The organism is Ostreibacterium oceani (genome assembly GCF_009362845.1).
Classification (GTDB): domain Bacteria; phylum Pseudomonadota; class Gammaproteobacteria; order Cardiobacteriales; family Ostreibacteriaceae; genus Ostreibacterium; species Ostreibacterium oceani.
In genome coordinates, this window is sequence record NZ_WHNW01000003.1 from 70,046 (window position 1) to 84,975 (window position 14,930).

Here is a 14,930-nt window from a genome sequence, read left to right on the forward strand (position 1 = left end):
ATTAGAATATGAGAAAATTAATTTATTTTTCGGTAATCCCTTTTGTCTTGTTCATTTTAGTATCAGTCACCTATTACCTGGGTTTTGGCTCTGGCGCTCGTATGGCGACAAACGTGGATAACTTAACACGAACTTTCGTAAAGTATGCCCCTTATTTATTAAATGAAGACAGAGAAAATACTGCTGAATTGTCGCAACTTGATAGGCTCGAAATCCATTCGGCGCTTAATTTTTATAATGAAAATATTACTAATTCAAGCAAAATCAATCAATTTTATTTTGGACTTACCTTGGGGTCAGTTGTCAGCTTAACGGAAGTTGAGGAAAGATTTCTTCCTGAGATGATTCGTTGGTATAGAGAGTATCCAATCAATTGCGAAAAAATTAACGAGATGCCTAATTGCAAAAATTTCATAGACGAAGTCTCAAACGCAGTAAATCAGTTGACTGAATTAAATTAATACCGTGTCACTTGTGTTAGTTTTTCGTTTGTTAGTTCTATAGCTTTTACTTAGCGTTTTTAGGTGGCTTCCTCAGAGGGATTATAATAAATTAACAACCACATGCCGATAAATGGCTAATCGGTGAAGAAAGGGCTCTTTGGTAAGGGTAACCCAGTCGCAATTTTATTAAGTTCAGAGTATATCATTACCTTTTTTTATTTTCCTTGTATTGCAATATTGAAAGGACAATAATCAGTATTAAAAAGCCTTCTTGCGTTGCTCGCTTTTCTAGTGGCGCCAATAACTCACAAAAATGATATTCAGACAAATGATGATTGGTGTCAGCTAACTGCCGGCAATAACCTGTTAGCATGCCAGCCCCATTATATACCAAATGATGACAAGCAGTAAAAACCATGTTTTAGCCCAAATATGTGGAACGGTGAATAACAACCCGCCTAACACGGTACTGAATAAGAGCCACATGCCTAGTATGCTCATGCCGATGAATTCAAAAAAATAGATTCATTTGTAGTTGATTTTTAGCGGCAATATTCTTCCTAGTACACTAATTAATCGGGTTATTTTACGTTTACTCCGCAGGGGGTGTTTCTTCTGTCGTTTCACCTTGGTAGCCTGCTTGGAAGCCGCGGTTAACGGCTTCGCCAATGGTTTTGGTCTTTTCTTCTAGCGTTCTGGCCGCTTCGCCGGCTTGCTTGGCGAGTTTTTCGATGTGTTTGGCGAACTCTTCGGCCTCGGCATCAGTGAATTTGTAGTGATTGTCTATGGTTAGGCTGAGTGACTCAAGCTCGTTATTCATTTCGCCAAGTGCCTTGCCTAGTTCTGATTGGCTTTTCTGGGTCGCTTCGTTAATGGTTTTTGTGGTTTCGTCAATGATGGTTTTGGCATCGGTTAATACATTTTTGGTCGTTGTTTCGGCTGCTTTGGTGGTGGACTCTATTTGCGATTCTATTTGCGATTCTACTTGCGATGCCAATTCGGCACTGTCGGTATTTTTGTTGGATTGCTCGGTGTTGGGCTTTTCCTCTGAACAGCCCGTGAGTAGCGCAACAAACAAGGCGGCAAATAGGGTGGTAAATAAGGTTGATTTGGTTGTATTTGTGTTTTGGTTTGTATTTGGGTTTGAGTTTTTCATGGTGGACTCCTTGTTAGATATTGGTTGGTTCATAAGTGGTTGCCAATAGATTGATAATAAGCTACTAATAAACTACTAATGGGTTGTCATAAGATTCAATTATAACATGCGAATAACTAGCGCGCATCATCTAGCACGCATCATCTTTAGTTTGTGTGTCGCTTGGGTGGTTTGCCAAGTCGTCATCCAGCCCATTGTCCAGCCCATTTTCCAGCTCGTCATCGAGTTCGCTATCGAACTCGCTATCGAATTCGTCACCCAAGCCGTCATCGGGTGAGTCAGGATAGGGTGAATCGAGAGACGAATAGTCTGTGTAAAGCCAGTCATCAAGCACACGGCTGAGCGTCTCTGCACCTTGTTTTTTGGATGACGATAATAGTTGTGCGCTGGCAAAATCCCAGTCGCGGCGCAATCGATTTTCAGCGCGAATCAAGGTTTGTTGCTGTTGGCTGCGGGAGAGTTTGTCGGCTTTGGTCAAGACAACATGCGCGAGTAAATTTACTTCGCCGCAAAAATCCAGCATCATCTCATCGATGGGTTGAAAAGGGTGGCGGCAATCCATGACAATCACCAGCCCAATCAAGGGTTCGCGAGCGGCCAAATAATCAGTGAGGTTTTGTTGCCATGCTTCGCGGGTTGTGCGGCTCACTTTGGCGTAGCCGTATCCGGGTAAGTCAACTAAAAAATATCCCTCATCAAGTGCGAAAAAATTAATTAGCTGTGTGCGCCCAGGTGTTTTACTGGTTTTGGCGATTTTTTGCTGTGTGAGATAATTGAGTGCGCTGGATTTTCCCGCGTTTGAGCGCCCTGCAAATGCAACCTCGCGGATGCTCTCTGGGCAACCACTGAGATTGGCGGCGCTGGTGAAAAATGTACAGTTTTTATAGTTTGATTTCATATTTTACGTTACAATAAGGGGCAATTAAATAGATACTATAAGGGAATTTTTTCCATTATGAAAAAAAATATTACTTTATCGTTATTATTTGGGTTAGTTTTGCCGACAGCCGTTTGGTCATCTGATGCCGTTGGTGAGGCGGCGTTGGTAGGCGATGCGACCGCTGGTGCGGGCAAGGTTGAGGCTTGTGTCGCCTGTCACGGCGTGGATGGCAAAGGGCTAAACCCAGAGTGGCCGCGTCTTGCTGGGCAAAATGCAGCCTATACCGCTAAACAACTGACCGAATTTAAAAGCGGTTTGCGCAAAGATCCTGTCATGGCGCCTCAAGCAGCGAATTTAAGTGAGCAAGATATCCTTGATATTGCCGCTTACTATGAGAGCATGGAAAAGGTATTTGATTTTGCAGGTGTCACGGCCGATGAAGACGTGACAGATGAGCTGCTGACTCGAGGCGAAAACCTCTATCGTGGGGGTGATTTGGCGCGTGGCATTACTGCGTGTACAGCCTGTCATGGTCCGACGGGGCTAGGTGTTGCGCCGTCAGCGTATCCGATGATTTCGGGGCAATACAAAGAGTACATTTCTGCTCAGCTAAAGGCTTTTCGTCTCGGCGCATTGATTGATGAGCAGGCTTCTACATCAAATCCAGCGGCCATGACTTATCGTGATAATGACCCAGGGCGAATGATGCGCAGTATCGCGGTTAAGTTAACTGACCGAGATATCGAAGCGCTATCCTATTATATTCAAGGGTTGCAGCCCTGACACTGAGCTGTTTTCAGTTAATTCTAAGATGATTTAAATGAGTTTGTTACAGCGTGTAATCTGTTGGTTAAGAAAGCAACCACATTGCCCTTTATGCTAATAGCACTGGATGGCTTATTCGCTGTGTCAGTTTTTACGGTCTTTACGTCTTAAACCAATTTATAAACCAATTTATTAACTGGAGATTAATCATGAGATTATTCAAACAAGTATTCTTTACCTTGTCGGCACTGGTGGCAATGACGGGCGCGGTGCAGGCGCAATCGCTATTTAATGAAGGTGCTGACTATACGGCACTGGCTAACCCGCTGGACCCGCAAAAAGCAGGGCAAAAGGAAGTCATCGAGATATTCTCATATACTTGCCCGCATTGTTATAATCTAGAGTCGCATATAAATGAATGGGCTGAGAATACTAAGCCTGAATCAGTCGGGTTTTATAAAATCCCAGCCACTGGTGGTTATTGGGAGTTTACGGCCCGAGTCAAGTATGTGGCAGAAAAACTAGGATTAGGGCATGATTTTGATATGGCTTATTTTGATGCTATCCACAAAGACAAGCAGCGCAAATTGATGGGGGATAAAAAAGCCGCCATTGAATTCATTGCAACCTTTGCTGGTATTAGCCCTGATGAAGTTGAGAAATCTTGGAAATCGCTACAGGTAGAGCGAAATCTGAAACGCTCGGAGCAAATTTATCAGCAGTCGGGTGTGACAGGTGTGCCTGCCGTGTTGGTCAATGGCAAGTACATGGTCAAATTGGGTAGTAATTACGAACGTTTTTTCCAAGTAATTGATTATCTATTGAAAACAACCGATGTGAAGTAGCGGCCAAAGTAGCGGCCAATGCTTGTTGGTACGATTGCCAATGACGAGATAAAACGCCGCTTCTGCGGCGTTTTTAATGGTGTTGTTGTCATGTGAGTTGTTTTGAACTGCTTGTTTAATTTGCATTTAAATAAATTATTAACAGCGACTTTAGTGGATAAATTGTGATGTCGTCAATAGTTAGAGACCCTTTGTCTTCGTTTCTTAATCAGCATGTGCCAGATTATCATGGCGTAGAACAAATAGCAGGGGATGCCAGTTTTAGGCAATACTATCGTGTGAGCACGCCTCGGTGTAGTTATGTGCTAATGGACGCGCCTCCAGCACTAGAAAATACGGCGCTTTTTCATCAAATCGCAATGGCCTTTGCCCAAGCGGGTATTCAAGTACCAGAAATTATCGAAGCCGATTTTGAGCAAGGATATTTGTTGTTATCTGATTTTGGTGACCAAACATTGTATGGTTTATTATGTGAAGATGCCGATACGTGGTTAACGCAAGCATTGGCTGTGTTATTCATGATACAAAAACAAGGCGGGCAGCAGATTCTGGCATTGCCTGACTATAGCGATGACCTGCTATGGCAAGAATTAAACCTCTTTCCGACTTGGTTTGTCCGTGAGTTGTTAGGTATGCGCTTGTCATCCTTGCAAGAATCGACATTAAAGCAGCTCAATTCGATGTTAGTCGAACAGGCCCTAAAGCAACCCAAAACCTGGGTGCATCGCGATTTTCATTCGCGTAATTTGATGCAAACGCCAACGGACTCGATTGGTGTGATTGATTTTCAGGACGCGGTTTATGGACCAATTACCTATGACTTAGTTTCCATTTTAAAGGACTGTTATATCCGTTACCCTGACGCACTGTTGGAAAAACAGTTAATGCGCTATTATATTCAATTAATAAGTGACGAATTGTATTATGGGGACTATGAGACATTTGTTCGCGCGTTTGATTGGATGGGGTTGCAGCGGCATGTCAAAGTCTTGGGGATTTTTTCGCGACTGAGCATTCGTGATGGCAAGCATCAGTATCTGAGCGATTTGCCGCGAGTATTCGATTATGTCAACGACGTGATTCAGCGGTATCCGAATTTTCAATTTGCACAGCCATTGTTTGAAACGCTTTATTTGCGGATGCATGCTGTTTTAAAGCAGCGCTAAAGCAGCATTAAACAACATTAAAGTTGAAAATTATTTTATAAATAACGTGATAGCATCGTGATAATAGTATGAAAGCAATGATTCTGGCGGCAGGTCGCGGTAAGCGTATGGGGAGGCTGACAGATAACACACCCAAGCCCCTCCTAATGGCTGGTGGCAAGGCGCTTATCGTGCATCAGATTGAGCGACTATGCGCCGCGGGATTTACGGATATTGTGATTAATCTGGGTTATTTGGGTTCGCAAATTGCTGAGACGCTGGGCACAGGGCGTGATTTTGGCGTAGAGATTGCGTACTCAATAGAGCCTGAAACGGGTTTGGAAACAGGTGGTGGTGTGTTTCAGGCGTTACCGCTATTAGGCGAAGCGCCTTTTTTGCTGGTGAGTGCGGACGTGTATAGTCATTTTCCGTTACACCGCATAAATGAACAGACACTGGCGAGCCAAGACGATGTGCATTTGGTGTTGACTGATGCACCGCTATTCCCTGCGAATTTTGGGTTGGCGGGTGGTCGTGTGATTGCAAAGCCTAGTTATACCTTTGCGGGTATCAGTGTTGTTCATCCACGGTTATTTACACAAGCAAGTTCGGGGGTTTATCCGATTGCACCGCTATTCAAAGCGGCGATTAATGCGGGTCGTGCAAGCGGTGCGCTGTATACAGGTATCTGGCACAACGTGGGTAATCCACGGCAATTAGCCGCATTGGATGCCGCCTTAAAAAATGATGTTGGGCAGGCGTGTGATTAGTGGATAATGCATTCCTACAGTTTTACTCGCGCCAAATGCTGTTTGATAGCGTGGGTGTTACAGGGCAATCGGTGCTACAGGCTAAAACCGTTATCATTGCGGGTGTTGGTGGGTTGGGGTGTCACGTTGCCCAAGCCCTAGCGGGTAGCGGCGTGGGGCGTTTAATTTTGGTTGATCATGACACAGTCGATGAAACCAATTTGGCGCGACAGACGTTATTTAATCAAGCAAGCATCGGTCAAAATAAAGCCGAAGTCGCGCAAAAGACCTTAGCCGCTCATTTTTCTTTTGTGGATATTGTTAGCGTTAATCGACCGTTTGATTCATCATTGGTGACAGATTATCGCCCTGATGTGCTGGTGGATTGCGGAGATAATTGGCCGCTGACACAGTGTTTGGACGGTGTGGCAAGTGCTGGAATGTGCCCCTTGGTTCATGCGTCGGTTAGTCGGTTTGAGGGGATTAGTTATACGCGTTTGGATGCAACATTTCCTGCGTTAACGGCGTTGTTTTCACGGCCAATGGCTGAGGAAAGCTGTTCGCAAAGTGGTGTTTTGACACCTGCAGTTGGCTTGCTTGGGTATGTGCAGGCATGTCAGGTGCTGCGTGTTTTGCTTTATCCTACGCTAGGAGAGATACTGCCACAAATGTTGCTGTTTGACGGGGCGACTATGGGATTTCGCACCATTTCTGTGGCAAAACAATAAAACCGAACGACGCAACATTGGTTCGTAGCGAGTTTGTTGCGAGTATTTAACGATTTATGCATTGAGCCGAAGGGCTTCTATGCTAAAATACGCATCTTAATCAATTTGTAATTAACAACGAATAGGAAAAATTATGACAGAACGTACTATTTCAATTATCAAACCTGATGCCGTCGCTAAAAATGTCATCGGCCAAATTTATGACCGCTTTGAAAAAGCAGGGCTTCGCGTGGTTGCTGCGAAGATGATGCAATTAAGCGATGAGCAGGCCAAGGCTTTTTACGCGGTGCATCAGGCGCGTCCTTTTTATAATGACTTGGTCTCATTTATGACCTCTGGTCCCGTGATGGTGCAAGTGTTAGAAGGCGAAAACGCGATTGCGAAAAATCGTGAAGTCATGGGCGCGACTAATCCAGCCGAAGCAGCGCCAGGCACCATCCGCGCTGATTTTGCGGCGAGCATTGATGAAAATGCCGTACACGGCTCTGATGCGCCAGAGACGGCGGCCGAAGAGATTAAATTCTTCTTTACCGACGCTGAGCTTTGCGCACGCAAGCGCTAGTCAATACGTCTTTGAAATGGATGGCTTGTGCGGAATATTGACACGTGTTATTTATCCACACTTTGCCCACGCTTTACCCACACTTCACCCGCGCTGATGTGTATTGATGTGTGCTGATGGTCATCGTTTGATTTAACGCAGGATTTATGATTAATTTATTGGATTTGTCGTTTACGGAGTTGAAGCAGTTTTTTGCCGATATGGGTGAAAAGCCTTTTCGTGCGACACAAGTTATGCAGTGGATTTATCATGAAGGGGTGTTAGATTTTGATGCGATGACCAATTTGTCTAAGGCATGTCGAGAAAGTTTAAAAACGAATGCGACGTTGACACTGCCTGACATTGTGACGCGCCAGCACTCTCAAGATGGGACGAGAAAATGGCTGCTTAATGTGGCAGGCGGTAATGCCATCGAGGTGGTTTTTATCCCTGAGAATGAACGCGGTACGCTGTGCATTTCTTCGCAAGCAGGGTGCGCGTTGGCTTGTCCATTTTGTTCGACGGCACACGAAGGATTTAACCGAAATTTGAGTGCGGCTGAAATTATCGGCCAAGTTTGGATTGCGATGCAGGAACTGGGTTGGCAAAAAAGCGGGCGCCGTAAAATCACCAATGTGGTTTTTATGGGGATGGGTGAGCCGTTATTGAATTATCAAGCGGTCGTCAAAGCCGCTAATTTGATGATGGATGATAGAGGGTTTGGGCTGTCTAAACGCCGTGTCACCATCTCTACGTCTGGGATTGTGCCCAAAATACATGCGTTAAAGACAGACTCATCTGTTGCGCTGGCTGTGTCGTTGCATGCGCCAACCGATGAATTGCGCGATGTGATTGTGCCTATTAACAAGAAGTATCCGATTGCCACGTTGATGGATGCTTGCAAAGCCTTTGTTCAAGACGAACACCGCAAAAAGCATATCACGTGGGAATACGTAATGCTGGACGGGGTAAACGATAGCTTGGCGCACGCACGCGATTTGTATCAATTGGTTAAGGACTTACCTGGAAAGATTAACTTAATTCCGTTTAACCCATTCCCTGGTTCTACTTTTAGCACATCAACGCCAGAGACCATTGCGGCGTTTCAACAGTGCTTGGTCAGCAAAGGGGCGCTGGTAACCGTGCGTAAAACACGGGGTGACGATATCGCAGCCGCGTGCGGCCAACTCGTGGGCGAAGTCAAAGACAAGAGTCGGCGTGAACGTATTTTAGTGAGGCAAAGATGAAAGTAACAACGAAACTGATAGCAGCCAGTGTATTGGCTGTTCAATTTTTATTGGCGGGGTGTATCACCAGTGTTGATGGCGATGAGCCACCAGAGCCAAAACCTGAGGCAGCCGCGCAAAGCCACTTTGAATTGGGTATTCAATATATCCAGCGTGAGCGCTATGATTTGGCTGAGCATCGGTTACAGCGTTCAATCGAGCTTTTCCCAATGCCAGAAGCGTATAATGCGTTGGCGTTGGTTTATGAAGAAGTTCGGCAGAATTTGCTGGCCGAAGAAGTCTATGAAAAAATGATAGCCGAATTTCCAGACTTTGGTCGTGGCTATATGAATTACAGTATCTTTTTGTGTAAATATGACCGCAAAGACCAAATTAAATCATTGATTGACCGCATGCTGGCTAGTGATAGAACGCTGGCAGCGCTCGGTGAAATTTCTGCTGCTGAGTGTTACCGCGCAAATGGCGATGAAGCACAAGCCATTGTGCATTATCAGCGGGCATTGGAGTACGAACCTTATTCCGCAGGTGCTTTGTTGCCGTTGGCTGAAATTGATATATCCAAAGGATTTATCCCAGAGGCAAAGCAAAAAGTCGATACGGTAAATAACCAAATTGGTTATAGTGCGCGGTCGGTTTATCTGTCGATTTTGATTGCTCAAGAGTTAGGCAATCAGCTTGAATTGCGTAATTTAATGCGAGTTATGCAAACGCGTTACGCAGGCACTGAGGAAGCAAAAATACTCTTTGGCGGAGCCTAAACATGACAGAAAACTCAGCACAAGGCGATGCTGTCAATAAAAAGGCACATGAAACCGCTGAGCAACCAAGCGCAGATTTAATGGCAGCCCCAATCGATATTGGTGCAGATTTTCGGCAATCTCGCGAAGCGCTGCAAATTAGCATTGATGAGGCGGCAAAGACGACCAAATTGACGGTAAGCGTCATCGAATCCATCGAGGACAATGAATTTACCGCAATTGGCACTGCCGTTTATGTACGCGGTTATTTAGGGATTTATGCCAAATATTTAGGGTTAAATGCATCGGAGTATATCGCGGCATACGATGCGCAATACCCACAAGAAAACATTGCGTTACGCCCTTCTGTGGCACATAACCTAAACGGTGGACGGCAAAAAACTAAACGCCACAGCAAAACGCTGTCGTTTGCAGTGGCGTTGGTGAGTTTTGTTGGTTTGATTTACGCCTATTTATCGTTGGTTGAGCCGAGATTGTTTCGTCAATCAGTTGGCAATGATACGGCACTTACTGCGCGCCAATCTGGCGCAGCGAGTAACGCAGATAATTCGGGTAATGCAGATAATGCACAAACGTTGGATGGCATTGCATTGACATCGACAGCAATTGACGCGACAACGGGCGCTGAAAATGACACAACTGATGCAACGGTTGCTCGGCTGATTGACGAGGCGAACCAAGCAAATACCCTAGCAAGTGATGTGTTAGGGGGGGCAAACAATAACGCAGCAAATGGCAGTGATGTAGCAGGCACTGCGCTGACTGACGGCGAGAGCCCCGCCGTAGTCCTCGAAAGCCCAGAAAATGAGACGAATAATGAAACAGGTGACGAAGCTGCCACGGATGAAGCTGCCACGGATGAGACACCGGTGACGGCAACGCTTAAGATTCGATTTAATCAAGATGCGTGGATTCAGATAAAAGATGCCACTGGGGAAAACTTAGCAATCAACACGTATGGACGCAACAAATCCATTGATATATCAGGAGAATTACCGTTTGTTGTGAATTTAGCCAGACCAGAAGCCATTGACAGTATTTTATTTAACGACGCGCCAATTAATATCGCAGATTATAAAGTTGGCAACATTCAGTATGAAATAACCACCAAATAATAACCACTAAACAATAACCGCCAATTAAAAATCGCCAAGTAATGACTAAACAACCTTTTCAATCCATTCGTGGTATGCGTGATATTCGCGACGAAGACGCCCTTGCGTTTGAATATGTGATGTCCGTCATTCGCCAAAAATTACAAAGCTATGGTTACCAACCATTTCACCCACCTATCTTGGAAAACACCGCATTGTTTCAGCACTCGATTGGCGAAGGCACTGATGTGGTAGAAAAAGAAATGTTTACTTTTGAGGACGAAGGTGAGCATTTGTGTCTCCGACCCGAAGCCACAGCAGGTATGGTACGCGCTGTTTTGCAGCATGGGCTGACGTTTGGCGCGCATAAATTGTGGACGGCAGGCCCGATGTTTCGTCGGGAACGCCCACAAAAAGGGCGTTATCGGCAATTTCATCAAGTCTCCGTCGAGGCGTTTGGTGTAGAGACCCCCGAGCAAGATGCCGAGCAAATTATATTTGCACACGAGCTTTGGCAAGCATTAGGCATTGCCGATGCGGTGACGTTACAAATTAACACCTTGGCGACCACTGACATTCGCCACGCGTATCGCAGGACATTGGTCGATTATTTTAGCGCACAGGCGGATGCCCTAGATGATGATAGCCAGCAACGACTAAGCAAAAACCCGCTGCGGATTTTAGACAGCAAAAACCCTGATATGCAGCCACTTATTCAGGCGGCGCCTAAGCTATTTGAACAGCTTGATCAAGCCTCGCAGCAGCATTTTGATCGGGTGCTCAGCTGTCTGGATCAGGCAGGCATCAATTACACGATTAACCCGACGTTGGTCCGTGGATTGGATTATTATAATCATACGGTTTATGAATGGGTGACAGAGTCGCTGGGAGCGCAAGGGACGATTTGTGGTGGTGGTCGCTATGATGGTTTAGCGGCGCATTTGGGCAAAAAATCGACACCTGCGGTTGGATTTGGGTTAGGTATTGACCGCGTGGTACTATTAATGCAGGCAATGGATGTTGTGCCACATCAGTCAGCGGTGTTGGCTTATTTTGTATTATTAGATGAAGCGGCACGATCCAGCGGATTAGTCCTTGCTAATGCGGTTCGTAACGCTTGCCCAAACGCGACAGTGCTGACCCACTTAGGATTACACAATGCCAAAGCCCAGTTTAAAAAAGCAGACCAAGCGGGTGCACGCTTTGCGGTAGTGATTGGTGAGTCTGAGCGGCTATCGCAACAAGCAACGGTAAAAACGCTGGCGTGCGGTACACAAGCTACGGTGCCGTTTGCCGAGTTACCCGACTATTTATCGAGTCAACAGACTAAAAGCAACTAAAAACTAAATTACTAAAACATAATTAACAATTAATGATTTAAACGTCATAGGAATATACGATGGATAAAATTGAAATAGACCGCACCGAACAAGAACGCGAAGAGTTAGTCAAACAGTTTATCAAAGATTACTGGTTAGTCGCGGTACTCGCCGTTGGTGGTGCGATTGGTTTGGTTTATGGGCTTGAATACTATAAAAAGCGCCAGTTTCTAACGTACAATGATGCGGCAATGAATTTGTCTGCTGTTGAGGCGGCGCTAACAGATAATGCGACAGAGACAGCGCTTAATTCAGTGACTGCCATGCAGCAACAAAATGACCAAGCCAAGACAGGTTTTGCGACGGTTGCCACGCTGTCGCTTGCCAAACATTATTTTGATAGCAAAGACTATAAAGCGGCATTGGCACAATACGACTGGCTAATCGCCAATGCACCAGACGCCGCTTATCAGCAAATGGCATCAATCAGAAAAGCAAGAGTGCTGGCAGAGATGGGCGAGGTGACGCAAGCCGTTGAAGCCTTGTCTCGCGTCGAATCGACAAATTTTATGGATGAAGCCAATTTGCTCAAAGGTGATATCTATTTAGCCGATGCGCAATTTGAACAAGCGATTTCGGCTTATGAATCCATTTCGGATTTGATTAATCCGCAGCTGGTCCAGCAGCGATTGGACATTGTCAATATTAAAAAAGCACAAGCGGATACCCAATGAACCGACTGATACTACTTGGCTTATTCGCCACCTTATTATCTGGATGTAGCGGCTTTTTTTTGGGAGAGCCTAACTTGGCTGAACCAGAAAAGTTGCCATCTAATCCAAATGAAGTCAACGTATCACGACATTGGCAACAAAAAATAGGCAAAGGCACAGCCGACAGCACCCTAAGGCTGACCCCCAAAGTCATTGGCGATAGGGTCTATATGGTCAGTGCGGACGGGCTGTTGCGTGCCTTTTCGCTAGACACGGGTGAGCGCCAATGGCAGCGGCAATTAGGTCACGCCATTAGTGCAGGGGTGGCAGGCGATACAACGAGTCCAGCAACGAATTCGGCAACGAGTTCGACAGCTTTGGTTGTGGGGACAGAAAATGGGGTATTAATGGCGTTTTCTAGCACAGACGGTAGCCCATTATGGTCTTACCCATTGAGCACTGAAATTATTGCCAGCCCAACCGTGACCAACGGTCGTGTGATTGCGAGAACGATTGATGGGCAAGTGACTGCATTGACGGCTGATCGTGGTGAAGTACTATGGAAACAAGATATTGGCGTTGCAGACCTCACCATTCGCGGGAATGCCGAGGCCCTGAACTTGGGCGAAGTCCTGTTGTTTACCAATGGACGCGGCACAATTACGGTATTGTCTATCGCTGATGGCCGACCCGTATTAACGGCGCCAGTCGTGATTGGTCGAGGGATGACAGAAGTCCAGCGTATCGCGGACTTGCTTGCAACCCCAACGATTAACGAAGGTGTTTTATTTCTCAGTGCGTATCGTCACAAGACGCTGGCGATTGACTTGCAGTCAGGCGGTTTGGTTTGGGAGCAAGCGGTGGCATCTGCACTAGATTTGTTTGCTGATTCGCGTTATGTTTATGTTGTCGATAAAGATAGCATTATCTATGCGCTCAATCAAAAAGACGGCAAAGTGGCATGGCAAAGTGAGGTATTAAAAGGCCGACGAATTTCACCGTTATCAGGTGACGGCGTGCATTTGTTGACGGTTGACATGGATGGACAGTTGGTGGCTTTAGACAGTCAAGACGGCAGCCTACTAGCGTATGAGTCGGTGGGCAAGTCACGTGCACATATTGCGCCGCTACGATTTGACCAAAATCGTTGGTTGACCTTTACGCGGGATGGTCGCTTAACACAGATTGAGTTAAGCGCAAAATGAATGAATTTATCATGCCCATTATTGCATTGGTTGGGCGTCCTAACGTAGGGAAATCGACACTGTTTAACCTACTCACTCGCTCTAGAGATTCGCTGGTGGCGGATTATCCTGGCGTGACGCGAGATCGCCAGTATGGATTTGGGAAAATAGGGCCTTGTCCTTACTGGGTAGTCGATACTGGCGGGATGCTACGGGATGTCGAACGGCTTGATAATGCCGTTGACCAGCAAGCCCGTTTAGCCGTGGCTGAATGTGATGCGGTGTTTTTTTTGGTCGATGCCAAAGAAGGGCTGCAAGCCGATGACTATGCGATTGTCGAGTATTTGAGGCAGCAAAACAAACCCTTTTATTTGCTGATTAATAAAATTGATACTGGCGACAGGGATTTATTGATGGCCGAATTTTATGCGTTGGGCATCGAGCAAACGCATGGCGTATCCGCTGCACATAAAAAAGGCGTAAACCCATTGATGGAGTTGGTGCTGAGTGATTTTGCCAGCGATTATAAGCCAAACGACGAAATACGACCCAAACGGTTAAATTTAACGGTGATTGGTCGCCCCAATGCAGGCAAGTCTACGTTAATTAATCGATTTTTAGGGGAAAACCGCGTTATTGCTTCAGAGGTAGCTGGCACGACACGCGATAGCATTGCGATTCCTTTTACCTACGATGACCAAGACTATACCTTGGTTGATACAGCGGGTGTGCGTCGTAAATCCCGTGTCGATGCGCATATTGAAAAAATATCCGTTATTAAAACGCTACAGGCTATCGAACAGGCGAATGTCGTGTTATTGATGCTGGATGCACACGAGGGTATCGGTGATTTGGATGCGCACTTATTGGGTGTGGCGGTGGATGCAGGTAAAGCACTAGTGGTCGCGGTTAATAAATGGGATCACATGAATGATTACGAAAAATTTAAACGCAAAGATGAGCTTGCCAGAAAACTACACTTTATTGATTACGTGCAAATTCATTATATTTCCGCACTGCATGGCACGGGCATCCGTGATGTGCTAAAATCTGTTTGTACGGCGCATGCGGCGTCTTTTGCTGATTTATCAACCAATCAGTTAACCACACACTTGCAAGCATTAGTTCATAAGCACCAGCCAGCGTTAGTGAGCGGTTATTCTGTCAAGATGCGCTATGCACACCAAGGCGGTAAAAACCCACCGATTATCGTGATTCACGGCAGTCGATTGAGTCATTTGCAGGCGTCTTACTTACGCTATTTGGAAAAAGGGATGCGTGAAAAGTTTGGGCTATATGGCACGCCCATTCGATTCCAGTTAAAGGAATCGTCAAACCCCTTTACGCACTAGTTATGCTTGCA

General features: G+C 45.8%; 16 protein-coding genes. 14 read left to right on the plus strand and 2 right to left on the minus strand.

Annotated features, from left to right (window positions below):
- Positions 1-8 precede the first annotated feature (8 nt).
- Entirely contained in the window at positions 9-461 is a 453-nt protein-coding gene (locus tag GCU85_RS03725; protein ID WP_152809506.1) for a hypothetical protein, read from the plus strand.
- A 574-nt stretch (positions 462-1,035) separates the two neighbouring features.
- Here the strand turns inward: GCU85_RS03725 and GCU85_RS03730 are convergent.
- Both GCU85_RS03730 and yihA read right to left on the minus strand, forming a co-directional pair.
- Positions 1,036-1,599, minus strand: a complete 564-nt coding sequence (locus tag GCU85_RS03730) for a hypothetical protein (RefSeq protein WP_152809508.1) — start codon at positions 1,597-1,599, stop codon at positions 1,036-1,038.
- Positions 1,600-1,729: 130 nt separating this feature from the next.
- Positions 1,730-2,497: a ribosome biogenesis GTP-binding protein YihA/YsxC gene (gene yihA / locus GCU85_RS03735; protein WP_152809511.1), complete on the minus strand. Its 768-nt coding sequence runs from the start codon at positions 2,495-2,497 to the stop codon at positions 1,730-1,732.
- Positions 2,498-2,554: 57 nt separating this feature from the next.
- Here yihA and GCU85_RS03740 point away from each other — a divergent pair, with 57 nt between their 5' ends.
- From GCU85_RS03740 to der, 13 genes are all read left to right on the plus strand, one after another.
- Complete coding sequence (locus tag GCU85_RS03740) at positions 2,555-3,262, plus strand: c-type cytochrome (protein ID WP_152809513.1); 708 nt, start codon at positions 2,555-2,557, stop codon at positions 3,260-3,262.
- Positions 3,263-3,453: 191 nt separating this feature from the next.
- A complete protein-coding gene (locus GCU85_RS03745) occupies positions 3,454-4,089 on the plus strand; it encodes a thiol:disulfide interchange protein DsbA/DsbL (RefSeq protein WP_152809515.1) in 636 nt (211 codons plus the stop codon).
- 167 nt (positions 4,090-4,256) lie between these two features.
- Entirely contained in the window at positions 4,257-5,255 is a 999-nt protein-coding gene (locus GCU85_RS03750; RefSeq protein WP_152809517.1) for an aminoglycoside phosphotransferase family protein, read from the plus strand.
- Positions 5,256-5,323: 68 nt separating this feature from the next.
- Positions 5,324-6,004 (plus strand): nucleotidyltransferase family protein, encoded by a 681-nt coding sequence (locus GCU85_RS03755; RefSeq protein WP_152809519.1) that lies wholly within the window; start codon positions 5,324-5,326, stop codon positions 6,002-6,004.
- A complete protein-coding gene (locus GCU85_RS03760; protein WP_152809521.1) occupies positions 6,004-6,711 on the plus strand; it encodes a HesA/MoeB/ThiF family protein in 708 nt (235 codons plus the stop codon). The genes GCU85_RS03755 and GCU85_RS03760 overlap by 1 nt, the downstream gene beginning before the upstream one ends.
- 130 nt (positions 6,712-6,841) lie before the next feature.
- The gene (gene ndk, locus GCU85_RS03765; protein ID WP_328592789.1) at positions 6,842-7,273 is read left to right on the plus strand and encodes a nucleoside-diphosphate kinase; all 432 of its coding nucleotides are present in this window, start codon (positions 6,842-6,844) and stop codon (positions 7,271-7,273) included.
- A gap of 146 nt (positions 7,274-7,419) precedes the next feature.
- Complete coding sequence (gene rlmN / locus GCU85_RS03770; protein WP_152809525.1) at positions 7,420-8,499, plus strand: 23S rRNA (adenine(2503)-C(2))-methyltransferase RlmN; 1,080 nt, start codon at positions 7,420-7,422, stop codon at positions 8,497-8,499.
- Positions 8,496-9,257 (plus strand): hypothetical protein, encoded by a 762-nt coding sequence (locus GCU85_RS03775; protein ID WP_152809527.1) that lies wholly within the window; start codon positions 8,496-8,498, stop codon positions 9,255-9,257. The genes rlmN and GCU85_RS03775 overlap by 4 nt, the downstream gene beginning before the upstream one ends.
- A 2-nt stretch (positions 9,258-9,259) precedes the next feature.
- Positions 9,260-10,372 (plus strand): RodZ domain-containing protein, encoded by a 1,113-nt coding sequence (locus GCU85_RS03780; RefSeq protein WP_152809529.1) that lies wholly within the window; start codon positions 9,260-9,262, stop codon positions 10,370-10,372.
- 41 nt (positions 10,373-10,413) lie between these two features.
- Positions 10,414-11,691, plus strand: coding sequence for a histidine--tRNA ligase (gene hisS / locus GCU85_RS03785; RefSeq protein WP_152809531.1), 1,278 nt, complete (start codon positions 10,414-10,416; stop codon positions 11,689-11,691).
- A gap of 59 nt (positions 11,692-11,750) precedes the next feature.
- Positions 11,751-12,404, plus strand: coding sequence for a YfgM family protein (locus GCU85_RS03790; RefSeq protein ID WP_152809533.1), 654 nt, complete (start codon positions 11,751-11,753; stop codon positions 12,402-12,404).
- The gene (bamB, locus tag GCU85_RS03795) at positions 12,401-13,588 is read left to right on the plus strand and encodes an outer membrane protein assembly factor BamB (protein ID WP_152809535.1); all 1,188 of its coding nucleotides are present in this window, start codon (positions 12,401-12,403) and stop codon (positions 13,586-13,588) included. The genes GCU85_RS03790 and bamB overlap by 4 nt, the downstream gene beginning before the upstream one ends.
- The gene (gene der / locus GCU85_RS03800; RefSeq protein ID WP_152809537.1) at positions 13,585-14,919 is read left to right on the plus strand and encodes a ribosome biogenesis GTPase Der; all 1,335 of its coding nucleotides are present in this window, start codon (positions 13,585-13,587) and stop codon (positions 14,917-14,919) included. The genes bamB and der overlap by 4 nt, the downstream gene beginning before the upstream one ends.
- The last annotated feature ends 11 nt before the right edge of the window (positions 14,920-14,930 follow it).